Origin of the sequence: Micromonospora sp. WMMD723 (assembly GCF_049863385.1) — a bacterium.
GTDB lineage: Bacteria > Actinomycetota > Actinomycetes > Mycobacteriales > Micromonosporaceae > Micromonospora > Micromonospora wenchangensis.
On the sequence record NZ_JBMKNR010000001.1, the window covers coordinates 14,571 to 39,110 of the forward strand.

Genomic DNA, 24,540 nt, shown 5'->3' on the forward strand with positions numbered 1-24,540 from the left:
GGGCCGGCAGACCGGGCGGGCCGGCGGACCGGCGGACCGGCGGACCGGGCGGGCCGGATCAGGACGGCGGGAGGTGCGCCTCCAACTCGATCTCGACCAGATGGTCCGGATCGAGCAGGCCGGCCACCACCACCATCGTGGCGGCCGGCCGGACCGCGCCGAAGACCGCCTGGTGCGCCCGGCCCACCTCGTCGACGAAGAGCCGGTCGGTCACGTACATCCGGGTCCGCACCACGTCGGTCGGGCCCGCGCCCACCTCGGCCAGCGCGGACAGGCCGATCCGCAACGCCTGGGCGGTCTGCGCCGCCGCGTCACCGACGTGCGTCACCACCCCGTCGACAGTCGACGTGCAGCCCGACGTCCAGGCCGAACGGCCGGCCCGGACCACCCGGGAGTAGCCGTACCGGGCCTCCCACGGGCCGCCCGAGCCGAGCCGGGTGACGGTCCCGTCGTCCGGGTCCGCCGCGTCGGTCACCCCGCGGCCCGCAACGTCGCCAACGCCTCGGCCACCGTGAACGCCCCCGCGTACAGCGCCTTGCCGGCGATCACACCCTCCACGCCGGCCTCCTCCAGGGTCGCCAGCGCCCGCAGGTCCTCCAGGGTCGACACACCGCCCGAGGCGATCACCGGGGCGTCGGTACGGGCACAGACCTCACGCAGCAGGTCCAGGTTCGGCCCGCGCATCGTGCCGTCCTTGGTGATGTCGGTCACCACGTACCGGGACGCACCGGCGGCGTCCAGCCGGGCCAGCACCTCCCACAGGTCACCGCCGTCGCGGGTCCAGCCCCGCGCCGAGAGGGTACGACCCCGCACGTCCAGACCGATCGCCACCCGGTCGCCGTACTCGGCGCAGATCCGGTCACACCACTGCGGGTCCTCCAACGCGGCGGTGCCGATGTTCACCCGGGCCGCGCCGGTGCCCAGCGCGGCGCGCAGCGACGCGTCGTCGCGGATGCCACCGGACAGTTCCACCCGCACGTCCAGCTTGCCGACCACCTCGGCCAGCAGGGCGGCGTTGGAGCCCCGGCCGAAGGCGGCGTCCAGGTCGACCAGGTGGATCCACTCCGCGCCGTCGTTCTGCCAGGCCAACGCCGCGTCGAGCGGGTCGCCGTAGGCGGTCTCGCTGCCGGCGGCGCCCTGCACCAGCCGGACGGCCTGGCCGTCGGCGACGTCCACGGCGGGCAACAGGGTCAGGGTCACGTTTCCTACTCCTCGTTCAGATCCGACGGTCCAGGGCGATCACCACGATCGCCGGCAGGACCAGAAGCAACAGCACGACCAGCACCACCCGCAGCGCGAGATCGTCGACGAACACCCAGATCAGCGCCAGCGCCGCCGCGGTCAACCCGATGATGGCGGCCCGCTCACCCCGGGTGCGGCGGGCCAACCGGCCCGTCCGGCCCCGCCGCCACTGCGGGGTGACCCGGCGGACCAGGGCGCGCCGACGATGCCGACGGGCCAGCTTGCGCTGACGTACGACGCGGTCGCGGGCCGCCTCCGCCTCCCGGACGGCCCGCCGACGGGCCCGCTCCTTGCTCACCGCGCACCCGGTCCGGTGCGGCCGCGCGTCTCAGCCAACCGTGGCCAGCCAGTTGCGCAGCAGCACGGCACCGGTCTCGGCCGACTTCTCCGGGTGGAACTGGGCCGCCGACAGCGGACCCCACTCCACCGCCGCGACGAAGTCCGTGCCGTGGTGGGCGGTGGTCACCCGGGCGCCCGCCTCGCGCAACGACGCCTGGTCGAGCACCCCGTAGGAGTGCACGAAATAGAACCGGCTGTCGGCGGGCAGCCCGGCGAAGAGCACCGAACCGTCCGGCGGGGTCACCGTGTTCCAGCCCATGTGCGGCAGCCGGTCGGCGGGCAGCCGGGTCACCCCGCCCGGCAGCAGCCCCAGCCCCTTGGTCACCACACCGTGCTCGTCGCCGTGCGCGAAGAGCACCTGCATGCCGACGCAGATGCCGAGCACCGGACGCCCGGCGGCGACCCGTTCGGCGATCACCGGGCCGGCACCCGACGCCTCGATCCCGGCCATGCAGGCCGCGTACGCGCCGACACCCGGCACCACCAGGCCGTCGGCCGAGGCGACGGCGGCCAGGTCGGCGGTGACCGTCACGTCCGCCCCGGCGTGGGCCAGCGCCCGCTGCGCCGAACGCAGGTTGCCCGAACCGTAGTCGAGCACCACGATCCGCTTGCCGGTGCCCTGCGTGCCCATCAGCCCTCCCCGGGTAGCAGCCAGAGCACCCCGCCGACGGTGGCCAGCACGGCGAGCAGCCCGGTGACCACGATCGCACCGCGCGGCGCGTCCTGTCGGTACAACGACCAGGCCCCACCGACCAGGATGCCGGCGAGGATCAGCAGCAGGGTCGGCAGCACCGGACCCATCAGCGCCGCCCTCCGACCCCGACCGGGCCGCTCACAGCGCGCCCTTGGTGCTGGGCACCACTCCGGCGGTGCGCGGGTCGAGCGCGGTGGCCTCCCGCAGCGCCCGGGAGACCGCCTTGAACTGGGCCTCCACCACGTGGTGGGCGTCCGGGTGGCCACCCGGCCGGGCCGCCCGCAGCACGTCCACGTGCAGGGTGACCCGGGCCGCCTGGCCGAAGGACTCCCAGATGTGCCGGGTCATGCTGGTCGGGTAGACCGGCCCGATGTACGGCGACAGCGCCGGCTCGTCGTGCACCACGTACGGGCGGCCGGACAGGTCGACGGCGGCCCGGACGAGCACCTCGTCCATCGGGACGGTGGCCGAGCCGTACCGCCGGATGCCGGCCTTGTCCCCCAGCGCCTGGTCGAACGCGGCGCCCAGGGCCAGCGCGGTGTCCTCCATCGTGTGGTGGGCGTCGATCTCCAGGTCGCCGACGGTGCGCACGGTCAGGTCGAAGCCGCCGTGCCGGGCGATCTGGTGGAGCATGTGGTCGTAGAAGCCGACCCCGGTGCTGATCTCGGCCCGGCCGGTGCCGTCGAGGTCGATCTCGACGAGGACCTTGGTCTCCTTGGTGATCCGTTCCACCCGGGCGGTGCGACTCATGACAGTTTCTCCATCGCGGTGAGGAAGGCGTCGGTCTCGGCGGGGGTGCCGGCGGTGACCCGCAGCCAGCCGGGCAGGCCCACGTCGCGCACCAGCACCCCGGCGTCGAGCAGGGTCCGCCAGGCCGCCGACTGGTCGTCGCCGACGGCGAACAGCACGAAGTTGGCGTCGCTGTCGGCCACCCGGTGCCCCCGGGCCCGCAGGGTGGTCACGATCCGGTCCCGCTGCTCCTTGATCGCGTCGACGGTGCCCAGCAGGACGTCGCGGTGGGCCAGCGCCGCGCGGGCGGCGGCCTGGGTGAGCGCCGAGAGATGGTACGGCAGCCGGACGAGCTGCACCGCCGCCACCACCGCCGGGTCGGCGACCAGGTAACCCAGCCGGCCACCGGCGAACCCGAACGCCTTGCTCATCGTCCGGGTCACCACCAGCCGCGGGTGCCCGGGCAGCAGGGTCAGGGCGCTGGCCGTGCCGGGCCGGGCGAACTCGGCGTACGCCTCGTCGAGGACCACCATGCCGGGGGCGACGTCGAGCACGGCGGCGATCACCGCCGGGTCGAGCGCGGTGCCGGTCGGGTTGTTCGGCGAGCAGAGGAAGACCACGTCGGGGCGGTGCGCCCGGACCTCGGCGACCGCCTCGTCGGCGGTCAGCCCGAAGTCCACCCCCCGCTGCGCCGGCACCCACCGGGTGCCGGTGCCCAGGGACAGCAACGGGTGCATCGAGTACGCCGGCACGAAGCCCAACGCCGACCGCCCCGGCCCGCCGAACGCCTGCAGCAGCTGCTGCTGGATCTCGTTGGAGCCGTTGGCCGCCCAGACCTGGTCGGCGGTGATCCCGTGCCCGAGGTAGCCGGCCAGGTCGGCGCGCAGCGCCACCGCCTCGCGGTCCGGGTAGCGGTTGAGGTCACGCAGCTCGGCGGCGAGCGCCTTGCCGATCGCCTCCACCACCGGCTCGGGCACGGCGTAGGAGTTCTCGTTGGTGTTCAACCGGACCGCCACGTCGAGCTGCGGCGCCCCGTACGGCGACCGGCCCCGCAGGTCGTCGCGGATCGGCAGATCGTCGAGGCTGGTCACGACGCCTCCCCGGCGAACCGCACCGCGACCGCCTGCCCGTGCGCCGGCAGGTCCTCCACGGTGGCCAGGGTCACCACGTGCGGCGCGACGTCGCGCAGCGCCTCGCGGGTGTACTCCACCAGGTGCACCCCGCGCAGGAAGGACTGCACGGACAACCCCGACGAGTGCCGGGCGCAGCCCCCGGTGGGCAGCACGTGGTTGGAGCCGGCGCAGTAGTCGCCGAGCGACACCGGCGCCCACGGCCCGATGAAGATCGCCCCGGCGTTGCGCACCCGCAGCGCCCAGTCGCGGGCGTCCCGGGTCTGGATCTCCAGGTGCTCGGCGGCGTACGCGTCGACCACCCGCAGCCCGTCGGCCAGGTCGTCGACCAGCACGACGCCGCTCTGCTCCCCGCCGAGCGCGGTGCCGACCCGCTCGGCGTGCTTGGTCGCCGGCACCTGCCGGGCCAGCTCCCGGTCGACCGCGTCGGCCAGCTCGACCGACGGGGTGACCAGCACGCTGGCCGCCAACGGGTCGTGCTCGGCCTGGCTGATCAGGTCGGCGGCGACGTGCGCCGGGTCGGCGGTGTCGTCGGCCAGCACGGCGATCTCGGTCGGTCCGGCCTCGGCGTCGATGCCGACCACGCCGCGCAGCAGCCGCTTGGCGGCGGTCACCCAGATGTTGCCCGGCCCGGTGATCATGTCGACCGGCGCGCAGCGTCGGGTGCCCTCGGCGTCGACGGTCGACCCGTACGCCAGCATGGCGACCGCCTGGGCGCCGCCGACGGCGTACACCTCGTCGACGCCGAGCAGCGCGCAGGCGGCCAGGACCCGGGCGTCGGGCAGGCCGCCGTTGTCCTGCTGCGGCGGGCTGGCCACCACCAGCGAGCGCACCCCGGCCGCCTGGGCCGGCACCACGTTCATCACCACGGTCGACGGGTACATCGCCAGCCCGCCGGGGACGTAGAGGCCGACCCGGTCGACCGGCACCCAGCGCTCGGTGACCGTGCCGCCCGGCACGACCTGGGTGGTGTGGTCGGTGCGCCGCTGGTCGTCGTGCACCCGACGGGCGCGGGCGATCGACTCCAGCAGCGCGGCCCGCACGTCGGGGTCGAGCACCCCCTCGGCCGCGGTGATCGCCTCGGTCGGGACCCGCAGCACCGGCGGGCAGACGCCGTCGAACCGTTCGCTGGCCTCCCGGATCGCCGGGTACCCATGGTCCCGGACCGCCTCGACGAGCGGGCGGATCCGCTCGACCGCCACGGAGACGTCGAGCTGGGCACGGGGCAGCAGGCGACGCGGGTCGGAAACCCCGCCGCGCAGGTCGATCCGTTTCAACACGCCCCCGAGTCTAGGCGGCGGCCCGCAGGGCGACCCGCGCCGCCCGCACCGCGGGACGGTGAGCCGGGACACGCCGACCGCGCCGGATCGGGCTACGCTCGGACGCGTGACCGCACGGCTGCCGGTGTTTCCCCTCGCAACGGTGCTCTTCCCGGGTCTGGTGCTGCCGTTGCACATCTTCGAGGAGCGGTACCGCCACCTGGTGCGGGACCTGGTCGGAAAGCCCGAGGGGGTGCCCCGCGAGTTCGGTGTGGTGGCCATCCGCTCCGGCTGGGAGGTCGCCCCGGGCGCGGGCCGGGCCACCCCGGGCGGCGGCGAGGTGACCCTGCACGAGGTGGGCTGCACCGCCGAGCTGCGCCAGGTCACCGAGCTGGACGACGGCGGCTTCGACATCGTCACGGTGGGTCGGCGGCGGTTCCGGGTCGCCGGGGTCGACCGGGAGGCCGCCCCCTACCTCACCGCCGACGTCGAGTGGCTGCCCGAGCCGGCCGGCCCGGACGAGGCCGCCGAGCTGCTGGCGGCCCGGGTGATCGCGGTGTTCCGGCAGTACCTGGGCCTGATCCGGGACGACCCGCAGGAGCTGTCCGAGCAGCTCCCGGAGGACCCCACGGTGCTGTCGCACCTGGTGGCGGCCACCGCCGTGCTGACCCTGGCCGACCGGCAACGGCTGCTCGCCATCGACGACACCGCCGCCCGGCTCCGCGCCGAGCTGCGGCTGCTCAACCGCGAGTCGGCCCTGCTGCGCCAGGTGCGGGCGGTTCCGGTGCCGCTGTCGGAGCTGGCGTCTCCGCCGGCCCCCAACTGACCCCACCCACCGGGCCGACCGCGTCCGGCGCACCCACCGCGCCCGGCGGGCCGACCGCACCAGGCTGGCCGACCGCACCGGGCTGGCCGACCGCACCAGGCTGGCCGACCGCACCAGGCTGGCCGGCCCCGTCCGGCGCACCGAACGCGCCCGGCGGGTCCGGCCAGCCGGGGCCGCCGGGCTCCGGCTCCGGACGCAGCGACGGCCACCGCGACCAGCCGGCCAGCAGGGTGTACGTGACGGCGGCGGCGAACGCGGCCAGCAGCAGGTTGCCGTACGGCACGGGCAGCACGCCGAAGAGCCGGTCGATGCCCCCGGCCCGCAGGTCGGCCGGCTTGCCGAACGACGTGCCGGCGGGGGCGGTGTCGAGCAGCCGCTGGTAGCCGTCCAGCCCGACCCGGCGGCCCACCTGCCAGGCGACCAGGGCGGTGCCGAGCGCGCCGGCGGTCAGCGCGATCAGGTTCACCGGCCCCCGGCGGCGGCGCAGCAGCGTCCACACCGCGATCGCGGCGAGCACCCCGAACCCGAGCCCGAGCAGGCTGAACCAGCCGTCGGCGGCGATCGGCTGCTCCGGCTGGGGTTGGGCGTAGACCGCGCCCTCGGCGGTCTTGAGCACGGGGGTGTCCGGGGCCAGCGCCGCCCAGAGCAGCCCCAGCGGCACCCCCAACGCGGTCAGGCCCAGCACGAGGCCGGCCGCCACCGCCCGGGTGTGCCGGGGCCGCTGCTGCACCGGCTCCGCCGGCCAGCCGGACGGCGGCGGCCACGGCAGGTAGGACCCGCCCGGGTCGTGGCCGGGCCCGGTCGGTGCTCCGACGGCAGACGACTCGTCGACGGGCGGCCCGACGGCAGACGACTCAGCGGCGGGCGACCGGGCGGCGGACGGCCCGGCGGCAGACGACTCAGCGGCGGGCGACTGGGCGGCAGACGGCTCGTCGGCGGGGGGCCCGGCGGCCGGTGCCCCGGCGGGGGCGGCGTGCGGGGTGGGCGCGGCACCCGCCGGGGTGTCGGCGGGGCGGTGCGGATCGGGGGTGTCCGGGCTCACCCGATGATCCTCTCAGGCCGGGCGGCACGGCGGGGCGGCGGAGCCCGTACCACCCCTCACCGGGCGAACGGTTCCAGCATCACCGAGGCCGCCCGCAGCCATGCGGCCCGGGTCTCCGCCTGGAGCTGGTGGTACTCGATCGACGAGCCGGTCTCCAGCACCGGGTCGTACGGCACGACGGCCACGGCCCGGGTGCGGGTGGCGAAGTGCCGCTCCAGGTCGTCCTGGAGCGTCGACCGGCCGGGGGTGGGGCAGGAGATCAGGGTGACCGCGTTGTCGGCCAGCTCGCCCATGCCCTCCTCGTGCAGCAGGTCGAGCATCCAGTCGGCGCTGAACGCGGCGTCCTCGCGGGGCACGGTGGTCACCACGAGCTGGTCGGCGGCGTGCATGACCGTGCGCCAGTTGGGGCTCTCCACGTTGTTGCCGGTGTCCACACAGACCACGTCGTGGGTACGGCGCAGCAGTTCCAGCACCCGCTTGACGGTGAACTGGTCGAGCCGCTGGGCGAACCGGGGGCTCTCCTCCCCGGCCAGCACGTCGTACGAGCCGTCGGAGGCGTGCCGCAGGTAGTCGTCGAGGGATTCCAGCAGCTCCGCGCCGTCGCGGATCTCGATGTGCGCCAGGTCGCTGATCAGGTGCCTGATCGTCCGGGCGTGCCGGGCGCTGCCGGCGCGCAGGCCGAGGGTGCCGCGCAGCTCGTTGTCGTCCCAGGCGAGCACGCCCCGGCCCCGGACGCTGCCGACGGTGGCGGCGGCGAGCACCGTGGCGGTGGTCTTGTGCACCCCGCCCTTGGGGTTGGCGAACGCGAGCACCCGGGGGGTGCCGAGGTCGCGGCGGAGGATCCCGGCGGCCCGTTCCTGCTCGTCCTGGGGGCCCTGCTGACGCCACTCGATGCGGGCCGGCTCGATCCGGGCCGGGTAGCCCCGGTCGGCGGTCACCGCCGGCGGGTACGCCGCCGGCTCCGGTTGGTAGGTCGGCTCGGGCTGGTAGGTCGGCTCGGGCTGGTAGGGCGGCTCCGGCTGGTACGTCGGTTCGGGCTGGTACGTCGGTTCGGGTTGGTAGACCGGTTCCGGCTGGTACGTCGGCGTCGCCGGGTAGCCGGGCTCGGGATACGCCGCCGGCTCGGGGTAGGCGGGTCGCGGCGGCTGGTACGTCGGCTCCGGGGGCGCGTAGCCGGGGGTGCGGTAGCCGTTGTCGAGCAGCGCGTACCGGGACTCGGGGGGCGGCGGCTCGGCCCGGTAGCCGCTGTCGAGCAGCGCGTAGCGGGACGGGACGACCGGCGGCTCCGGCGGCCGGGCCGGCTCCGGCAGGTAGCCGGGTTCGGCCGGGTAGCCGCCGGGGGCGCGGTGGCCGGGCTCGGCCGGATAGCCCGGGTCGGCCCGGTAACCCTGGTCGACCGGATAGCCCGGGTCGGCGCGGTGGCCCGGGTCCGCCCGGTAGCCGGTGCCGGCGCGGTAGCCGGGGTCGGGGCCGTAGCCGGGGTCGGGGTGGTAGCCCGGGTCGGGTGGCGGCGGCACGGCAGCCGATCCCCGGCCGGACCAGCCACCGCCGGGCACCCGGCCGGGCAGCGACTCCCGGGGCGCGTCCTCGCCACGGCGGTCCGGCTCCGCCGGTTCGGCGGCGCGCCCACCGAGGCGGGCGCGCTCGAAGAGCGTCCGCCATCGCGGTGCCGGTTCGGCCGACCGGCCCCAGCCGGTCTCGGTGCCGTCCAAGGCTCGCCCTCCCGCGCCGTCGATCTCCGCCTGACAGGCTACGAACGAAACCCTATTCGGACCACACCGGTCTGCACACATCTGCCGGGGACAATACTTACCGCGATCGGACGCGAGACGCACCGCGACGGGCGTCCGGGGAGGTGGGCGGGGGGTCGGGGCCGGGCGGCCCCACCCCGTCCCGGTCGGCGACGGTGCCGACCCGATCACAGCGGGTGCTCCTTCCGACGAATCGCCCATCCCGGCGCCCCCGCCGGAACCCGCCACCGGACGTCCTGGCCGGTCGATGGGACGTCCACCCGCTGCGGTGGGACGTCCCAGGCAGGTCGGCCGGCTGCCCGACGCGGGCCGGCCAGATCGGACAGGCAGCTCCACGCCCGGTGGCCGGGTCAGGCGGTCGGGAGCGGGTCAGCCGGGTGACGTGGCGGTGTCGGCGGGGGGCCGGGCCACGTCCCGCTGCTCCGGCAGCGGCGGCAGGAACACCGTCCGGTCCAGCCGGGTCACCTCCGGGGCGGGGTCGACCGCGCGGACCCCGTCCCGCCCGGCCGTGGCGCGCAGGGCGGGCGGCTCGGCCCGGACCACCGCCGCGTAGACGCAGGCGCACGCCGACCGGTAACCGGCCGCCTCCCGCGCCGCGACCTGCGCCCCGGTCTCGTACCCCCGACGGGTCGCCGGGTCGGTGCCGGCGGCGGCCCGGGTGCGCTGGTCGGCGGCCTCCCGGTCCTTGCGGTCGGCGAGGCCGGCCATGCCGGCGGTCACGTCCTGCGGCAGCCGCTGCGCCGGCAGCCGGACCACCTCGGTCTGCCGGTCGGGCAGCGGCACCCGGACCACCACCGCCGTGACCTCGACGCCGGCCAGCAGCGCCGGCAGCCCGTCCGGCGCGACGTACCTGTCGAAACTCACCAGCGCGTACGCCCCGGCGGTCAGCGCGGCCAGTTCGGCCCGGCTGGCGGTGGCGTAGCCGGGCAGCGAGTCCCCGGGCAGCACCCCGACCCGGGTCACCTGCCCGACCGTACGGTCACCGACGGGTGCCGGCCGGCGGGCCGACCAGCCGGCGGCGAGCAGCACCGCGCCGACGGCGAACACCGCCGTGGTGACCAGCCACCGGGCCGGCCGGGACGTCCCGGCGGCCGGATCGTCGGTCGCCGGGGTGTCGTCGTCGTCCGGCCCCGGGCCGGCCGACGGGTCGTGCCGCACGGTCAGTCGCGCAGGATCGTCAGCGCGCGGGCCAGGTCGTCCGGGTACTCGCTGACGAAGGTCACGTCGTCGCCGGTTCGCGGGTGGGCGAAGGTCAACGACCTGGCGTGCAGCCACTGCCGGCGCAGTTCGAGCCGGGCCGACAGGGTCGGGTCGGCACCGTAGGTGAGGTCGCCGACGCAGGGGTGCCGCAGGGTCGAGAAGTGCACCCGGATCTGGTGGGTACGCCCCGTCTCCAGCCGGACGTCGAGCAGGCTGGCCGCCGGGAACGCCTCGATGGTGTCGTAGTGGGTGATGCTCGGCTTGCCGTCGGAGACCACCGCCCAGCGGTAGTCGTGGTGCGGATGCCTGTCGATCGGGGCGTCGATGGTGCCGCGCGACGGGTCGGGGTGACCCTGGACCACCGCGTGGTAGCGCTTCTCCACCTCGCGGTACTTGAACGCCCGCTTGAGCGCGGTGTACGCCTGCTCGCTCTTGGCCACCGCCATGATCCCGGTGGTGCCCACGTCGAGGCGGTGCACCACGCCCTGCCGCTCGGCGGCCCCGCTGGTGGAGATCCGGTGCCCGATCGCGGCCAGCCCACCGATGACGGTCGGGCCGGTCCAGCCGGGACTGGGGTGGGCGGCCACCCCGACCGGCTTGTCCACCACGACGATGTCGTCGTCGGCGTAGACCACGGTCAGCCCGGGGACCGCCTGCGGGACCACGGTCGGCGGCGCGACCGGGGCGGGCAGCGTCACCTCCAGCCAGGAGCCGGCCCTGACCTTGTGCGAGTTCTGCCGGGCCGCGCCGTCGACCAGCGCGTCCCCGGCGTCGACGAGTGCGGCGGCGGCGGTGCGGGAGAGCCCGAACAGCCGGGACACCGCCTGGTCGAGCCGCATGCCGTCGAGGCCGTCCGGGACGGGCAGGGACCGGTGGTCGCCACCGGTGGCGGTGGAGGTCATGCCCGCTCCCGGGGTTCGGCGTCGGTCGGCGTGGTCTCGGCGGGCACCGGCCCGGTGGACGGCCCGGCCGCCTCCGGGGCGGTGTCGCCCCTGGCCCCGATCCGTCGTCCGTCGCGTTGCCGGCCGGTCAGTTCCAGCAGCACGGCCAGCAGCACCCCGGCGACCAGGCAGCTGTCGGCCAGATTGAACACCGGCCAGACCTGGCCGTACGGGTCGAAGAGGCTGACCATGTCCACCACGTGCCCGACGAAGTGGCCGGGCGCGCGGAAGATCCGGTCGGCGAGGTTACCCAGCGCCCCGCCCAGCACCAGCCCCAGGGAGACCGCCCAGGGCAGCGAGCGCAGCCGCAGCGCCATCCAGGTGATCCAGCCGACCACCCCGATGGTGATCAGCGGGAACACCCAGGTGTGGTCGGCGCCGATGCTCCACGCCGCGCCGCTGTTGCGGGTCAGGGTGAGGTAGACCGCCCCGCCGAGCAGGCGGACCGGCGGGCGGTCGTCGAGCTGTTGCAGGGCGAGGTGCTTGGTGAGCAGATCCGTCAGCAGCGCGAGCAGCGCGATGCCGACGAGGAGCACGACCGCCCTGCGGCGGGGCGTACGGCCGGCCGGCTCGGTGGTGCCGGGTCCGGCGGTCGGTGCTGTGGTCATCGACTCCCCATCGACTGTCCCGACGGCGCGGTTCCGCCGTCTCGCGAGGTCACCGGGGAGCGGACGTCAGCGCCGCTCCTCCAGCTGCTTGCAGGTCACGCAGAGGGTCGCCGACGGGAAGGCCGCGAGCCGCTCCACCGGGATCGGGTTCCCGCACCGCTCGCACCATCCGTAGCCGCCCTCGTCGAGCCGCTCCAGGGCACGCTCGACCTGGGTGATCCGTTCCCGGATGCTGTTGGCGAGGGAGATCTCCTGCTCGCGCTCGAACGTCTTGGTGCCGGTGTCGGCCTGGTCGTCCCCGGCCGAGTCGGTCAGCCGGTCGCGCTGCAGCTCGGTGATCTCGCTCAGCGTCTGATCGTACTCGGCGCGCAGCTCGTCGCGTCGGGCCGCCAGGGCCGCCCGGATCTTCTCGGTCTCCGCCGTGCTGCGGGTGGCCTGCGCGGTGGCCTTCGCCGCAGGTTTGCGACCGGCGGTCCTGGTGTCGGCTGGCTTCGCCATCGTCAGCTCCCTCAGCCGCGGGACGCGGCGCTCGGCGGTGCCCGGACAGGGGCCGCCGACGTGGCGTCCCCGGGTAACAAAACGGGCGCACGGCAACGGTGGCCGCGCACTCCGGAGGTTGGCAAGAATACGGAACGTACAGGCGTCCGACAACGTGCCGCACTGTCGTACCGCTATTCAGCCCCTAATAACCGCTAATTGGGGCAAAACGAAGACTAGCAGATCAGCCGTCCCGGTCCTCGCCGTACTCGCCGAACCACCGCGCCAGGCGACCCCGCCGGCTGATCGCCCGCAGCCGCCGCTCCGCCTCGTCCCGCACCCCGGCGGTCGCCACGATCAACATGCTGTCGCCGGTCTTGAGCCGGGTGTCCGCGCCCGGCACGAACCCCACCCCGTCGCGCAGCACCAGGGTCACCGACGCGCCCACTGGCAACCGCAGCTCGTCCACGTGCACCCCGGCCAGCCGCGACCCCGCCGGCACCTCCAACTGGAGCAGGTCCGCCCGCATCCGCTCCAGCGGGGCGGTCTCCACCCGGATCTCGGCCGGCTCGGCGGGGGCGGTCACCCGCAACCGGCGGGCGGCCGGCGCGAGCGTGCCCGCCTGGAGCACCGTGAAGATCACCACCAGCAGGAACACCGCGTCGAACAGCCGGTCCGCCCCGGGCACCCGGGCCGACAGCGGGATGGTGGCCAGCACGATCGGCACCGCGCCGCGCAGCCCCGCCCAGGACAGGAAGAGCTGCTCGCGCAGGCCCACCCGGAACGGCAACGCCGACACCAGCACCGACAACGGCCGGGCCAGCAGCAGCAGGGCCAGCCCGGTGACCACCGCCGGCACCAGCGCGGTGTGCAGCCGCTCCGGCGTGGCCAACAGCCCGAGCAGCACGAACAAACCGATCTGGGCCAGCCAGGCCAGCCCGTCGGCGAACCCCAGGATGGCCTGCCGGTGCGGCAGTCGGGCGTTGCCGAGCAGCACCCCGGCCACGTAGACGGCGAGGAACCCGGAGGCGTGCAGCACCGCACCGGCCGCGTACGCCAGCACGGTGAACCCGACGGCGGCGATCGGGTACAGACCGGAGGACGGCAGCGCCGCCCGACGCAGCGCGAACCGGCCAGCCAGCCCGGCGGCCAATCCCACCGCCGCGCCCACCCCCAGCTCGTAGCCGACCAGGAAGACCTCGAACCACCACGGGTGCTCCACCGGCCCGGTGCGCGACAGCAGCACCACCAGGATCACCACCGGGGCGTCGTTCATGCCCGACTCGGCCTCCAGGGCGGCCACCAGCCGGGGCGGCAACCGCAACCGGCGCAGCGTGGCGAACACCGCCGCCGCGTCGGTGGAGGAGAGCACCGCACCGTAGAGCAGTGCCAACCGCCAGTCCAGCCCGAGCAGCAGGTGCACCACCAGGCCGACCACGACGATGCTGACCAGCACCCCGACGGTGGACAGCGCGCCGGCCAACCCGAGCACCGGGCGCAGGGTGCTCCACCGCGCGGTGAGCCCACCCTCGGCGATGATCACGATAAGCGCGCAGAACCCCAGCATCCGGGTCAGCTCGGCGTCGTCGAACCGGATGCCCAGCCCGGCCTCGCCGATCGCCACCCCGAGCGCGAGGTAGACCAGCAGACTCGGCACACCCAGTCGGGTGGAGAACCGCACCGCGCCGATCGCCACCAGCAGCACGGCCGCCCCGAGGAGCAGGGCCAGATCCAGTCCCGGCGTCACGGGCGCCCCACCCGGGGCCTCCTCACCCGGCCGATCCGTCGCGCAGCCGCCGCAGCAGCGCGGTGACCTCCGGCGTCGCCCCGTCCACCAGGAACAGCTTGTCCCGGCTGGCCGCGCCGGTGCGCAGCGCCACCGCCGCCGGGCGGACGCCCAGGGCGTCGGCCAGCGCCCGGCGGGCCGCCTCGGTGGCCCGGCCGTCCACGGCCGGCGCGGTCACCGCGACCACCAGGGCGGGCCCGTGCGGTCCGGTGAAGCAGCCGCCGACCCGGGGCCGGGACGCCCCGGGCTTGACCCGCACCGCGACGGTCACCGTGTCGTCCGTGGGCATCGACACCGGCCTCAGCGGGGGTAGGTGTCGGCGAGCAGGGCGGTGTCCGGGTTGCACAGGCCGCACGGGGTGAACCCGAGGGAGACCGCCTCGTGCACCGGCAGCGGCTCGTGCTCCCGTTCGATCAGGTGGGCGCAGGAGAGCAGGTGGTAGCGGGGGTGCCCGTCGACCACCCGCACCTCGGCGTCGAGCCGGGCGACCCGGGCGGCGTCGGCGGGCGGGACCCGCTGGGCGGGTGGGTCCCACGGCGACGCGGCGTCGTCCGAGTGCTCCCAGGGTGGCGCGAGATCGTCCCCGGCCGCCCAGGCCGGGTCGTCCGGGTCGGGCCGGTCGGGGTCAGTGACCGGGTCCCACCGGGGGTCGTCCGGGTCGAGCCGGTCGCCGTCGGGGGCACGGTCGGTCGCCGGGTCGGCGTGACCCGGGGTCGTCCGGTCCGGCGCGGCGGTCACGACGACGGGCTCCCAGGGTGCCTCCGCGTCGGGCTCCCAGGCACCGGCGTCGGGGCGGGTGGCAACGTCGACGGGGTCGCCGGCCACCGGCGCGCCGGGTGGTTGCCGCCACCCGGCCTCACCGGTGCCGAACGTCGCCGCAGGGTACGTCGTCGGTACGTCCGACGGCGTGGTCGCAGCCGGCGGGGTGGTCGGGCGGGACTCCGTCGCGCCCCGACCCCGCGCCTGGTCCGCCGCCCTCGCCCGGGTGACGGCTGCCTGGCGGGCACCGGCCACCAACGCGACGGCGGCCAGCAGACTGGCCGCGATGGAACTGGTCAACAACGTGCTGGAGCCGTCGACGAGACCGAACGCCAGCAGGACGACCGCGACGAGGATGAGCAGCAGACTGGCGACTAGCACAGCTCACCCCCGCCGCGTCGTGGGTCGTCGGCTGGGTCGGCGACCGTCGGGGGACGGTCGCCGACCGTGGATCAGCGACCTGCTTCGAGGGCGCCGGAGCGACCGCCGCCGTACGAGCCGGCGAGGCCGGCCGCGGCGAGGCCGTTGCCGCCGACGGCACGGGTGCCCTCGGCGCGGGTCATCTCGGCCTCGAGGCCCTGGCCCCGACCGTCGAGGTCCCGCAGCTGGCTCTCCAGGTACGCCTTGAGCCGGGTGCGGTACTCGCGCTCGAACTGCTTGAGTTCCTCGATGTGCTTCTGCAGCGCGGTCCGCTTGGCGTCCAGGCCGCCCATGGCCTCCTGGTGCCGCTGACGGGCGTCACGCTCCAGCGCGTCGGCCTTGGCCCGCGCCTCGCGGGTGACCTCCTCGGCCTTGGAGCGCGCCTCGGAGAGCAGCTGGTCGGCCTCCCGACGGGCGTCGGAGACGTGGTCGTCGGCGGTGCGCTGGGCCATCATCAGCACCCGCAGCGCCTGCTGCTCGCCGTCGCCGCCGACGGCCGGGCCACCGGTGGTGCGGACCTGCTCCAGCTCGGCCTGCATGGCGCGGGCGGCCTGCTCGGCGGCGGCCTTGTCGCGCTGCACCCGGTCGAGCTGGGCCTTGACGTCGTTGAGCTCAGCCGCCAGCCGGGCATCGCCACCGGGGCCGGCAGGGGCCCCGCCACGACCGCCGCGCTCCACCTGGGCGCGCAGCTCGTTGTTCTCCTCGATCAGACGGGCAAGCTCACGCTCGACCTCGTCCAGGAAGGCGTCGACCTCCTCCTCGTCGTACCCCCGCTTGCCGATCGGCGGCTTTTTGAAGGCGACGTTGTGCACGTCGGCCGGTGTCAGCGGCATCGAAACTCCTCGGGTCAGTTGCGGCCGCGAAAGCGCGCGCTGGTCAGGAGAAGTTCCTGATCAGCGGATCTAACACAAACCTCATCAGCACGAACAGGATAACCAGGAGCACAAGGGAGGCCAGGTCGATGCTCACGGTACCAATTCGCAGTGGGGGGATCACCCGCCTCAACGCCTTGAGAGGCGGATCAGTGACGCTCCACACGGACTCGAGTCCGGCGGACGCGCCACGCCCCGGTTGCCACCGACGACCGTACTGGAGGACGGCACCGAGAACGAATCGGGCCAGCAGCACGATAAGGAAGACGTACAAGATCAGGTAGAGCAGCTGGAACATGATCGACAACACGGCAGCGACGTCCCTCGGTCGGGTGGACTTAGCTCAGGGAGAAAAAGCCGCCCTCAGCGATCTTGGCTTTGTCCTCCGCGGTGACCTGGACGTTGGCCGGTGAGAGCAGGAACACCCGGTTGGTCACGCGCTCGATCGTACCGCGCAGCCCGAACGCCAGCCCGGCGGCGAAGTCCACCAGCCGGCGGGCGTCGGCCTCGTCCATCTCGGTGAGGTTGATGATCACCGGGACGCCGTCGCGGAAGTGCTCGCCGATGGTCCGCGCCTCGCGGTAGGTGGTCGGGTGCAGGGTGGTGATCTGGTAGCGCTGCTCCTCCTCGGCCACCACCGGCCGCTCCCGGGGCGACGCCTGCGGCGCCAGCGCGAGATTGTCCCGGGTGTGGTAGCTCAGCGCGCCCGAGGTGTCCGTACCCCCGGACCGGGTGATCGACCGGACGCTGGCCCGCTCCGGGCGCTCCGGGCGCTCGGCACGCTCCGGACGCTCGTCGTCGGCCCGGTCGGCCTCGGCCAGCCGGCTCGACCGCTCGCTCAGCCGGCCCCGGTCACCGAGGCGCGGACGCGGTGCCGGTGGCTCCTCCGCGTCGTCCTCGTCGTCGTCGGCGAACTCCTCGGCGTACCGGCTCGACCGGTACCGCGACTCGCGGTAGCCGGGCTTGTCGTAGCCCTCGTCGTAGCCCCGCTCGTCGTCCTCCTCGACGAGACCGAGCCAGACCCCCGCCTTGCGCAGTGCACCCATCCCGCGCCCTTCCGTCCGCCGTGCGGCACGCACCCCCGTGCCGTGTCGCCATGATCGCGAGTGGACTCCATGCCCACCGGATCAGAGCGGCAATCCCCGACGTGCGATTCGCGGCTCGCCCGTCGCGGCCCCCGACCGGGGGCGCCACCCCTGAACAACACTGATGTAATTTGCTTCTACCGCGGTCAGGCTACCGCAGCGTGGAACGCATTCCGAGCAACGCGCTGCCGACGCGGACATGTGTCGCGCCGTATCCGATGGCCGTTTCCAGGTCGCCGCTCATCCCGGCGGAGAGCATGGTGGCCGTCGGATACCCGACCCGGAAGGCCGCCGCCACCTCGGCCAGCCGGGCGAACGCCCGTTCCGGTTCCCAGCCCAGCGGCGCCACCGCCATCAGCCCGGCCAGCCGCAGCGCCGGCGCGCCGGCCAGCGCCTCGGCCACCGGGCGCAGCCCCCGGTCGGGGTCGGCCGCGTCCGGCAGGGCGCCGCCACGCGCCGGGTCACCGTCCAGGCTGACCTGCACCAGCGTCGGCAACGGACGGTCCCGTCCGGACTCGGCGGCGGTGCCCAGCGCGCGGGCCAGCCGCACACTGTCCACCGAGTGCACCACGTCGGCGTAGCGCACCACCGAGCGGGCCTTGTTGCGTTGCAACTGACCGATGAAGTGCCAGCGGACGGCCGCGCCGGCCGCCGCCACCCCGGCCGCCTTCGGCGCCGCCTCCTGGTCCCGGTTCTCCCCCAGGTCGGTGACCCCGAGCCCGGCCAGCGCGACCGCGTCGCCGGCCGGGTACGTCTTGGTCACCGCGATCATCGTCACCCCGGACGGGTCCCGGCCGGCGGCGGCGCAGGCGTCGGCGATCCGGGCCCGCACCGCGGCCAGCCCGGCCGCGAGCGCGGCGCGACGGTCGGCACCCACCGGATCCGGCGCAGCGGTCATCGGCCGGGCCGCCCGGTCGGCGACGCGGTGGCGCGACCCACCAGGGACCCGCCCGAGGGGGGCGGGGTGGCGTGGTCGCCGGCGTGGTTGTCCGTCATCGGCGGGATCAGGAACCGTTCTTGAGGAAGTCGGGCACGTCCACGTCGTCGAAGAGCACCCGGCGCGGCGACTGCTGCGGCGGCGGCATGACGGCCGGCGTGGTGACCGCCGGGGCCTGCGGCGTGGGCTGGTTCTGGTTGCTCTTGCGCGGGGACTCGGACGCCTTGTACGCGGGCGTGCCCCCGTCGAAGCCGGCGGCGATCACGGTGACCCGCACCTCGTCGCCGAGCGCGTCGTCGATGACCGCGCCGAAGATGATGTTCGCGTCCGGGTGGGCCGCGTCGGTGACCAGCTGCGCGGCGTCGTTGATCTCGAACAGGCCCAGGTCGGAGCCGCCGGCGATGGACAGCAGCACCCCCCGCGCGCCGTCCATGCTCTGCTCCAGCAGCGGGCTGGAGATGGCCGCCTCGGCCGCCTCGACCGCCCGGTTCTCGCCCCGGGCGCTGCCGATGCCCATCAGCGCGCTGCCCGCCCCGCTCATCACGCTCTTGACGTCGGCGAAGTCGAGGTTGATCAGACCGGGCGTGGTGATCAGGTCGGTGATGCCCTGGACACCGGAGAGCAGCACCTGGTCGGCGGTGCGGAAGGCGTCCATCATGCTGATCCCCCGGTCGCCCAGCGCGAGCAGCCGGTCGTTCGGGATGACGATCAGCGTGTCGCACTGGTTGCGCAGCTCGTCTATCCCCGCCTCGGCCTGCACCTGGCGGCGCTTGCCCTCGAAGGAGAACGGCCGGGTCACCACGCCGATGGTCAGCGCGCCGAGCTTGCGGGCGATGTTGGCGACCACCGGCGCGCCGCCGGTGCCCGTGCCGCCGCCCTCGCCGCAGGTGACGAAGACCATGTCGGCGCCCTTGAGCACCTCCTCGATCTCGTCGCGGTGGTCCTCGGCGGCGTTCTTGCCGACGTCGGGGTTGGCGCCCGCGCCGAGCCCCCGGGTCAGCTCCCGGCCGACGTCGAGCTTGACGTCGGCGTCACTCATCAACAGCGCCTGCGCGTCGGTGTTGATCGCGATGAACTCGACGCCCTTGAGCCCAACCTCGATCATGCGGTTGACGGCGTTGACGCCGCCGCCGCCGATGCCGACGACCTTGATGACCGCCAGGTAGTTGTGCGGAGGTGTCATCTCCGGTCCTTTCCCTTCGAGATTGGCTCGCAGCGCCCCGGTACGGCGTGGCCCAGACCGGTGGTCGACGAGCTGTCACCAGCGAGGATCAGTGGTGAACCCTAACCCTCTACTAGAGGCTTACAGTTATGTCAACCACTGGTCCTCTTCGGGGCAACGTAAGCGCCCCCACGCCGAGAGCCAAGGACCCCACCGGCGTGTCGCCGCCGGGAGCGTAACGACTCACGTTCGCTGCGGACCTCACCGGAAGGTCACCACGTCGGGAGCGCTGACGTCGATCGTGTCGGCCTTCCGACCGAGCAACGCCGTCGCCACCCGGGCCTTGTCCTCGCTGCGGGTCGCGTCGCCCCACACCACCGTCCGCCCGTCGCGCAGCGTCAACCCGATCCGGGCCAGCCCCTCGACGCCCACCTCGACCAGCACGGCCCGTAGCTGCGGGGTCAGGGCGGCCAGCACCTGCAACGCCGCCCGGGTGCCCGGGTCGTCCGGTCCCGGCGTGGCCAACCGCACCAGCGGCAGTCCCTGCGGGGCGCGGGGCAGCTCGCGGAACACCACCCCGCTGGCGTCGAGCACCACGAACCGGTCGTCGCGGGGCACCGCCGCCACCCCGGTGCGCTCCACCACCGTCACCACCAGGGTGTCCGGCCAGTCGCGGCGGACCGTGGCCCGCTGCACCGGGGGCAGCGCGCCGATCCGCCGGGCCGTCGCCGCCAGGTCCACCCGGGCCAGCGGCACCCCGTCCGGCACCGCCGCCGCGTCACGCACCTCGACCGGGGTGACCAGCCGGGCCCCCTCCACCCGGACCTCGCGCACCCCGAACAGGCCGGAGCCGAGCACCGTCCAGGCCACCAGGGCGGCGAGGACCAGCACCCCGGCCAGCACCGCCCAGGGCAGGGCGGCCCGCATCCGCCGCTGCCGGGCCCGCGCCATGAACCGCCGGGTGGACGGCGGGACGGCGTCGCTACCGGCCCGCACGAGCTGCCAGCGCCGCGCCGGGCCACGTCGGGGGCCGCCGTCCGCGCCCGTGGCACGGCCGGTCCGGCCCCGGGCCGGGCCGGGACTCATCCGGTGGTGAAGGCCGTGCCGTCCCGACCCGACGTGGTCGCCGGCCCGGTCACCCGGGCGGTCAGCGCGTCGAGCAGCTGGTCGCCCAGCAGCGAGATCGGCGGAGCGCCCATGGTCACCACCACGTCGCCGGGGCGGGCCCGGCGGGCCACCTCCACCGGCGCGTCGTCGAACGAGTCCACGAAGACCTTGTGTGCCGCGTCCAGCGGCACCGCCGCCAGCAACGCCGCCGACCCCTCGCCCGGCTGGCGCAGCTCACCGGGGCCGAAGACCTCCAGCAGCACCAGCTCGTCGGCGATGCCCAGGGCGGCGGCGATCTCCGCCTGCAGGTCGCGGGTGCGGTAGAGCCGGTACGGCTGGAACACCACGATCAGCCGGCCGTCGCCGGCCACCTCCCGCAGCGTCTGCAGGGCCAGCGTCATCGAGGTCGGGTGGTAGGCGTACTCGTCGTAGACCAGCACCCCGTCGGCGACGCCCTTGCGCTCGAAGCGGCGGCGTACCCCGGGGAACGCGGCCAGCGCCGCCTCCGCCGCCGCCACCGGCAGGCCGAGCAGGTGGGCGGCGAGCACCGCCGCGGCGCTGTTGAGCCCCATGTGCCGCCCCGGCACCGGCAGCCGGATCTCGCCCAGCGACCGGCCGTCCAGCGCCGCCAGGTAGCGAACCCCCTGGGCCGACGAGGCCATCTCGGACAGCCGCAGGTCGGCGTCGGCCGCCTCGCCGTACGTCCAGACCCGCCGCCCCTCGGCGCGCAGCGTCTCGGCCAGCCGCCGCCCGCCCGGGTCGTCGGCGCAGGTGATGACGTACCCGGCCGGATCGGTGAGCCGGGCGAACTCGGCGAAGGTCGCCTCCAGGGTGGCCAGGTCGCCGTAGGTGTTCAGGTGGTCGGCCTCGATGTTGGTGATGATCGAGACGAACGGGCGGTAGATCAGGAACGACCTGTCGCTCTCGTCGGCCTCGACCACGAAGTGCTCGCCGGTGCCGTGGTGCGCCCCGGAGCCCACCTCGGAGATCTCCCCGCCGATGACGAAGGACGGGTCGACCCCGGCCTGCTGGAGCACCATGGTCACCATCGAGGTGGTGGTGGTCTTGCCGTGGGTGCCGGCCACCGCCACCGTCCGCCGGCCGGTCATCGCCGCCGCCAGCGCCTCGGAGCGGTGCAGCACCCGCAGCCCGCGCCGCCGCGCCTCGACCATCTCCAGGTGGTCCTGCGGAATCGCCGAGGAGTAGACGACGGTGTCCACCCCGTCGAGGTTGGCCGCCTCGTGGCTCATGTGGATGGTGCCGCCCAGCGCCCGCATCCCGGCCAGCGACGGCCACTCGCGCAGCTCGCTGCCGGAGACCGGCAGGCCCCGGGTGAGGAAGAGCCGGGCCAGGCCGCTCATGCCGACCCCGCCCACCCCGATCAGGTGGATCCGGCCCAGGTCCTCCGCGGTGAGCGTGCCGGCCGGGGTGAACTGCGCCGTGTTCATGCCAGGTACCTTCCCGTCGCGCTGGACCGGCTCACCGGGCCACCGCCTCGTAGACGAAGTTGAGCAGGGCCACGTCGCCGTCGCGTCGCCCGTACGCGGCGGCGGCGGCACCCATCGCGTACAGCCGCTGCGGGTCGCGCAGCAGGGGCAGCACGGTGCGCTCCAGCCAGGCCGGGGTCAGCTCGGCGTCGTCGACGAGCAGCCCGCCGCCGGCCTCCACCACGGGCAGCGCGTTGCGCTTCTGCTCCTGGTTGGAGTGCGGGTACGGCACGTAGATGGTGGGCAGCCCGATGGCGGCCACCTCGGCGCAGGTCATCGCCCCGCCCCGGGCCAGCATCAGGTCGGCGGCGGCGTAGCCCAGCTCCATCTCGGACAGGTAGGGCAGCGCCACGTACGGCACCGGCAGGTCGGTGGGGATCGGCACCGGCTCGTTGCGGGCGCCCATCACGTGCAGCACCTGCACGCCGTTGCGGGCCAGTTCCTTGGCCGCGCCGGAGACCGCCAGGTTGATCGACCGGGCGCCCTGCGAGCCACCGGCGACGAAGAGCACCGGCAGGTCGGGGCGGAGTCCGAAGTGGGCGCGGGCGGCGGCCCGTACGGCGTTGCGGTCCAGCCCGGCGATGCCCCGGCGCAGCGGCACCCCGACCACCCGGGCGTCGCGCAGCGCCTCGGCCTGGGCCGGCTGGTGCGGGAAACCGACGGCGATGTTCTTGGTGAACTTCATCCCGAGCCGGTTGGCCACCCCCGGCGGGACGTTCACCTCGTGGATGACGATCGGCATCTCGCGCCGCCAGGCGGCCAGGTAGCCGGGGACGGAGACGTACCCGCCGAAGCCGACGACCACGTCGGCGGCGACCTCGTCGATCACCTTGCCGGCGGCGCGGGCCGCCTTCCACATCCGGTCCGGGGTGCGGACCAGGCCCATGTTGACCGAGCGGGGCAGCTGGTAGGCGGGGATCTGCCGCAGGTCGTAGCCGGCCGGCGGGATCAGCTCGTTCTCCAGGCCCTTGGGGGTGCCGAGGCAGGTGATCCGGACGCCCGGGTCGTGTCGGCGCAGGCAGTCGGCGAAGGCGAGCAGCGGGTAGATGTGCCCACCGGTGCCCCCTCCACAGAGCACCACCGAACGCAGCGGACCCATCAGCGTCTCCTCTCGCTCGCCGGCCCGCCCCGGGTCCGGTCCTGCCGGACGCCGCGCGGTACGGCCTGATCGTCGGGTCGCCGCCCGCGCGCCCGGGGTACGGACCCCGGGGCAGCCGGTGGCGACGCCGGTCGGCTCCGCGCACCGGGAAGCGGCGGCAACGGGGCCCAGACTAGTCGGACCCATCGGGCGGGCGGACGGGCGTGCAGGGCTCGGGCCGCGTCGGGTTCGGCGCGGGCGAAGGAGGCGAGCATGCCCACCGCGGCCAGGGTGACGACCAGGGCGCTGCCGCCGTCGGAGATGAACGGCAGCGGTACGCCGGTCAGCGGCAGCAGCTTGGTCACCCCACCGATGTTGATCACGGCCTGGCCGACCAGCCAGGCGGTGACGGCGGTGGCGGCGAGCCGGCGGAACGGGTCGGCGACCCGGCGGGCGATCCGCAGCCCGGTGTAGGCCAGCACGGCGAACAGCACCAGGATGACGGTGCAGCCGACCACGCCCAGTTCCTCGGCGATGACGGCGAAGATGAAGTCGTTGTGGGCGGCCGGCAGCCAGCCGAACTTGACGCTGCTCTTGCCCAGCCCCACCCCGAACCAGCCGCCGTGCTCGATGGCGTTGCGGGCCTGGACCATCTGCCAGCAGGCGTCCTCGACGCACTTGGCCGGGTCGGGCGTGTCGAGGAACGAGGTGAGCCGGGCCAACCGGTAGTTCTCCTGGCCACGCGCCCCGGAGCCGGCGCCGAGCGAGGCCACCGCGATCAGCAGGCCGACCCCGACCAGGCCGACCGCGGACAGGGCGGCGAAGACCCGCAGCCGCACCCCGGCCGCCCACAGCAGCCCGACGACGATGGCCAGCAGGCAGAGCATGCTGCCCAGGTCGTTGTAGCCGACCAGCACGAACAGCAGGCCGACCACCGGGAACAGCGGGGTGGCCAGTTCCCGCCACCAGCCCAGCGCGGCGCCCTTGCGGGCGATCACGTGCGCGCCCCACAGCACCAGCGCCAACTTGGCCAGCTCGGCGGGCTGCACCTGGATCGGCCCGAGGTAGAGCCAGAGCAGGTGGGCCCGCAGCGGCCCCACCGAGGTCACCCCGAACAGCGCTTCCAGGGCGACCAGCAGGTTGAGCACCAGCAGCAGCACCACCGCCGCCCCGAGCAGCGGCCGGCCCAACGAACGGAAGGTGGTGGCCGGCAGCCGCTGGCAGGCCCAGAACGCGACGATGCCGATCACCGCGAAGATGGCCTGCTTGGTCACGGAGGCGGCGGCGTCGCCGGCCTCGGCGTAGTCGCGCACGCTGGTGGCCGAGAAGACCATGGTCAGGCCGATCAGCAGCAGCAGGCCGGCGCTGGACAGCAGCAGGTAGTAGGAGGTCAGCGGGCGGGCCAGCAGACCGCGCAGCGCCGCCAGGCCGCCGGCCGGGCCCAGCCCGGACAGCCCGCCGGGCGGGTCGGCGGTACGTCCCGTCCCCGCGGCCCGCCGCGGCTGGGTCTCCGTCGTCGTCCCGGTGCTCGTGCCTCGGTCCTCCCCCACCCGCCCATCATCGCCGCTGCGGGCGGCCCGTTCCGGCCGTTCCCCCCGGTCGGCGTGTC

27 protein-coding genes are annotated in these 24,540 nt (G+C 74.8%); 1 reads left to right on the plus strand and 26 read right to left on the minus strand.

Features of this window, described 5'->3' with window-relative positions:
* Window positions 1–58: 58 nt before the first annotated feature.
* The 8 genes from ACN261_RS00070 to hisD are packed head-to-tail and all read right to left on the minus strand — an operon-like array spanning window position 59 to window position 5,414.
* Window positions 59–475 (minus strand): RidA family protein, encoded by a 417-nt coding sequence (locus ACN261_RS00070; protein ID WP_088643062.1) that lies wholly within the window; start codon window positions 473–475, stop codon window positions 59–61.
* Window positions 472–1,200: a bifunctional 1-(5-phosphoribosyl)-5-((5-phosphoribosylamino)methylideneamino)imidazole-4-carboxamide isomerase/phosphoribosylanthranilate isomerase PriA gene (priA, locus tag ACN261_RS00075; RefSeq protein ID WP_204927740.1), complete on the minus strand. Its 729-nt coding sequence runs from the start codon at window positions 1,198–1,200 to the stop codon at window positions 472–474. Before priA ends, ACN261_RS00070 begins: the two co-directional genes overlap by 4 nt.
* Window positions 1,201–1,216: 16 nt before the next feature.
* Window positions 1,217–1,540 (minus strand): hypothetical protein, encoded by a 324-nt coding sequence (locus ACN261_RS00080; protein WP_421483434.1) that lies wholly within the window; start codon window positions 1,538–1,540, stop codon window positions 1,217–1,219.
* A gap of 30 nt (window positions 1,541–1,570) precedes the next feature.
* On the minus strand, window positions 1,571–2,212 hold the full coding sequence (hisH, locus tag ACN261_RS00085) for an imidazole glycerol phosphate synthase subunit HisH (protein ID WP_421483435.1): 642 nt from the start codon (window positions 2,210–2,212) through the stop codon (window positions 1,571–1,573).
* Complete coding sequence (locus tag ACN261_RS00090; RefSeq protein WP_168222542.1) at window positions 2,212–2,382, minus strand: hypothetical protein; 171 nt, start codon at window positions 2,380–2,382, stop codon at window positions 2,212–2,214. The genes hisH and ACN261_RS00090 overlap by 1 nt, the downstream gene beginning before the upstream one ends.
* A gap of 31 nt (window positions 2,383–2,413) precedes the next feature.
* Window positions 2,414–3,025 (minus strand): imidazoleglycerol-phosphate dehydratase HisB, encoded by a 612-nt coding sequence (gene hisB / locus ACN261_RS00095; RefSeq protein WP_088643058.1) that lies wholly within the window; start codon window positions 3,023–3,025, stop codon window positions 2,414–2,416.
* Window positions 3,022–4,095 carry a histidinol-phosphate transaminase gene (locus ACN261_RS00100; RefSeq protein WP_421483437.1) on the minus strand — a complete coding sequence of 358 codons (1,074 nt, stop codon included), beginning with the start codon at window positions 4,093–4,095 and terminating at the stop codon, window positions 3,022–3,024. Before ACN261_RS00100 ends, hisB begins: the two co-directional genes overlap by 4 nt.
* Window positions 4,092–5,414 carry a histidinol dehydrogenase gene (gene hisD / locus ACN261_RS00105; protein ID WP_204927744.1) on the minus strand — a complete coding sequence of 441 codons (1,323 nt, stop codon included), beginning with the start codon at window positions 5,412–5,414 and terminating at the stop codon, window positions 4,092–4,094. The genes ACN261_RS00100 and hisD overlap by 4 nt, the downstream gene beginning before the upstream one ends.
* Window positions 5,415–5,520: 106 nt before the next feature.
* Between hisD and ACN261_RS00110 the strand changes: the two genes are divergently transcribed.
* Window positions 5,521–6,219: an LON peptidase substrate-binding domain-containing protein gene (locus ACN261_RS00110; RefSeq protein ID WP_421483438.1), complete on the plus strand. Its 699-nt coding sequence runs from the start codon at window positions 5,521–5,523 to the stop codon at window positions 6,217–6,219.
* On the opposite strand, the gene ACN261_RS00115 is transcribed toward ACN261_RS00110, so the two are convergent.
* From ACN261_RS00115 to ACN261_RS00200, 18 genes are all read right to left on the minus strand, one after another.
* Entirely contained in the window at window positions 6,134–7,261 is a 1,128-nt protein-coding gene (locus tag ACN261_RS00115) for a DUF2567 domain-containing protein (RefSeq protein WP_425847702.1), read from the minus strand. The two genes, ACN261_RS00110 and ACN261_RS00115, sit on opposite strands and share 86 nt — an antisense overlap.
* 56 nt (window positions 7,262–7,317) lie before the next feature.
* A complete protein-coding gene (locus ACN261_RS00120) occupies window positions 7,318–8,973 on the minus strand; it encodes an AAA family ATPase (RefSeq protein WP_425847704.1) in 1,656 nt (551 codons plus the stop codon).
* Window positions 8,974–9,381: 408 nt separating this feature from the next.
* Window positions 9,382–10,170 (minus strand): hypothetical protein, encoded by a 789-nt coding sequence (locus ACN261_RS00125; RefSeq protein WP_421483441.1) that lies wholly within the window; start codon window positions 10,168–10,170, stop codon window positions 9,382–9,384.
* Window positions 10,171–10,172: 2 nt separating this feature from the next.
* Window positions 10,173–11,114 carry an RluA family pseudouridine synthase gene (locus ACN261_RS00130; RefSeq protein ID WP_145920972.1) on the minus strand — a complete coding sequence of 314 codons (942 nt, stop codon included), beginning with the start codon at window positions 11,112–11,114 and terminating at the stop codon, window positions 10,173–10,175.
* On the minus strand, window positions 11,111–11,761 hold the full coding sequence (gene lspA / locus ACN261_RS00135) for a signal peptidase II (RefSeq protein WP_357931161.1): 651 nt from the start codon (window positions 11,759–11,761) through the stop codon (window positions 11,111–11,113). The genes ACN261_RS00130 and lspA overlap by 4 nt, the downstream gene beginning before the upstream one ends.
* A gap of 66 nt (window positions 11,762–11,827) precedes the next feature.
* Window positions 11,828–12,259: a TraR/DksA family transcriptional regulator gene (locus tag ACN261_RS00140; protein WP_204927750.1), complete on the minus strand. Its 432-nt coding sequence runs from the start codon at window positions 12,257–12,259 to the stop codon at window positions 11,828–11,830.
* Window positions 12,260–12,482: 223 nt separating this feature from the next.
* The gene (locus ACN261_RS00145) at window positions 12,483–13,985 is read right to left on the minus strand and encodes a potassium/proton antiporter (protein WP_421483442.1); all 1,503 of its coding nucleotides are present in this window, start codon (window positions 13,983–13,985) and stop codon (window positions 12,483–12,485) included.
* A 22-nt stretch (window positions 13,986–14,007) separates the two neighbouring features.
* Complete coding sequence (locus ACN261_RS00150; RefSeq protein ID WP_363652008.1) at window positions 14,008–14,313, minus strand: DUF167 domain-containing protein; 306 nt, start codon at window positions 14,311–14,313, stop codon at window positions 14,008–14,010.
* Between the two features lie 11 nt (window positions 14,314–14,324).
* A complete protein-coding gene (locus tag ACN261_RS00155) occupies window positions 14,325–15,164 on the minus strand; it encodes a hypothetical protein (protein ID WP_425853672.1) in 840 nt (279 codons plus the stop codon).
* Window positions 15,165–15,235: 71 nt separating this feature from the next.
* Window positions 15,236–16,036 carry a DivIVA domain-containing protein gene (locus ACN261_RS00160; protein WP_088643047.1) on the minus strand — a complete coding sequence of 267 codons (801 nt, stop codon included), beginning with the start codon at window positions 16,034–16,036 and terminating at the stop codon, window positions 15,236–15,238.
* Between the two features lie 43 nt (window positions 16,037–16,079).
* A complete protein-coding gene (locus tag ACN261_RS00165; protein ID WP_088643046.1) occupies window positions 16,080–16,385 on the minus strand; it encodes a YggT family protein in 306 nt (101 codons plus the stop codon).
* A 28-nt stretch (window positions 16,386–16,413) separates the two neighbouring features.
* Window positions 16,414–17,121, minus strand: coding sequence for a cell division protein SepF (locus tag ACN261_RS00170; protein WP_421483443.1), 708 nt, complete (start codon window positions 17,119–17,121; stop codon window positions 16,414–16,416).
* Window positions 17,122–17,311: 190 nt separating this feature from the next.
* Entirely contained in the window at window positions 17,312–18,058 is a 747-nt protein-coding gene (locus tag ACN261_RS00175) for a YggS family pyridoxal phosphate-dependent enzyme (RefSeq protein ID WP_421483444.1), read from the minus strand.
* Between the two features lie 106 nt (window positions 18,059–18,164).
* Window positions 18,165–19,280 (minus strand): cell division protein FtsZ, encoded by a 1,116-nt coding sequence (gene ftsZ, locus ACN261_RS00180; RefSeq protein ID WP_421483445.1) that lies wholly within the window; start codon window positions 19,278–19,280, stop codon window positions 18,165–18,167.
* A 240-nt stretch (window positions 19,281–19,520) separates the two neighbouring features.
* The gene (locus ACN261_RS00185) at window positions 19,521–20,345 is read right to left on the minus strand and encodes a cell division protein FtsQ/DivIB (protein ID WP_421483446.1); all 825 of its coding nucleotides are present in this window, start codon (window positions 20,343–20,345) and stop codon (window positions 19,521–19,523) included.
* A complete protein-coding gene (gene murC, locus ACN261_RS00190; RefSeq protein ID WP_421483447.1) occupies window positions 20,342–21,814 on the minus strand; it encodes a UDP-N-acetylmuramate--L-alanine ligase in 1,473 nt (490 codons plus the stop codon). Before murC ends, ACN261_RS00185 begins: the two co-directional genes overlap by 4 nt.
* Window positions 21,815–21,845: 31 nt before the next feature.
* The gene (murG, locus tag ACN261_RS00195; protein ID WP_088643040.1) at window positions 21,846–22,952 is read right to left on the minus strand and encodes an undecaprenyldiphospho-muramoylpentapeptide beta-N-acetylglucosaminyltransferase; all 1,107 of its coding nucleotides are present in this window, start codon (window positions 22,950–22,952) and stop codon (window positions 21,846–21,848) included.
* The gene (locus ACN261_RS00200; protein WP_425853536.1) at window positions 22,952–24,358 is read right to left on the minus strand and encodes an FtsW/RodA/SpoVE family cell cycle protein; all 1,407 of its coding nucleotides are present in this window, start codon (window positions 24,356–24,358) and stop codon (window positions 22,952–22,954) included. Before ACN261_RS00200 ends, murG begins: the two co-directional genes overlap by 1 nt.
* Window positions 24,359–24,540: the final 182 nt, after the last annotated feature.

What these genes read in the sequence shown, in the direction of transcription:
- lspA (WP_357931161.1), bottom strand. Translation starts at nt 11,761, where the DNA reads ATGACCACAGCACCGACCGCCGGACCCGGCACCACCGAGCCGGCCGGC.
- hisB (WP_088643058.1), bottom strand. Translation starts at nt 3,025, where the DNA reads ATGAGTCGCACCGCCCGGGTGGAACGGATCACCAAGGAGACCAAGGTC.
- ACN261_RS00090 (WP_168222542.1), bottom strand. Translation starts at nt 2,382, where the DNA reads ATGGGTCCGGTGCTGCCGACCCTGCTGCTGATCCTCGCCGGCATCCTG.
- ACN261_RS00175 (WP_421483444.1), bottom strand. Translation starts at nt 18,058, where the DNA reads ATGACCGCTGCGCCGGATCCGGTGGGTGCCGACCGTCGCGCCGCGCTC.
- ACN261_RS00170 (WP_421483443.1), bottom strand. Translation starts at nt 17,121, where the DNA reads ATGGGTGCACTGCGCAAGGCGGGGGTCTGGCTCGGTCTCGTCGAGGAG.
- ACN261_RS00185 (WP_421483446.1), bottom strand. Translation starts at nt 20,345, where the DNA reads ATGAGTCCCGGCCCGGCCCGGGGCCGGACCGGCCGTGCCACGGGCGCG.
- ACN261_RS00160 (WP_088643047.1), bottom strand. Translation starts at nt 16,036, where the DNA reads ATGCCGCTGACACCGGCCGACGTGCACAACGTCGCCTTCAAAAAGCCG.
- ACN261_RS00130 (WP_145920972.1), bottom strand. Translation starts at nt 11,114, where the DNA reads ATGACCTCCACCGCCACCGGTGGCGACCACCGGTCCCTGCCCGTCCCG.
- murG (WP_088643040.1), bottom strand. Translation starts at nt 22,952, where the DNA reads ATGGGTCCGCTGCGTTCGGTGGTGCTCTGTGGAGGGGGCACCGGTGGG.
- ACN261_RS00140 (WP_204927750.1), bottom strand. Translation starts at nt 12,259, where the DNA reads ATGGCGAAGCCAGCCGACACCAGGACCGCCGGTCGCAAACCTGCGGCG.
- murC (WP_421483447.1), bottom strand. Translation starts at nt 21,814, where the DNA reads ATGAACACGGCGCAGTTCACCCCGGCCGGCACGCTCACCGCGGAGGAC.
- hisH (WP_421483435.1), bottom strand. Translation starts at nt 2,212, where the DNA reads ATGGGCACGCAGGGCACCGGCAAGCGGATCGTGGTGCTCGACTACGGT.
- ACN261_RS00150 (WP_363652008.1), bottom strand. Translation starts at nt 14,313, where the DNA reads ATGCCCACGGACGACACGGTGACCGTCGCGGTGCGGGTCAAGCCCGGG.
- ftsZ (WP_421483445.1), bottom strand. Translation starts at nt 19,280, where the DNA reads ATGACACCTCCGCACAACTACCTGGCGGTCATCAAGGTCGTCGGCATC.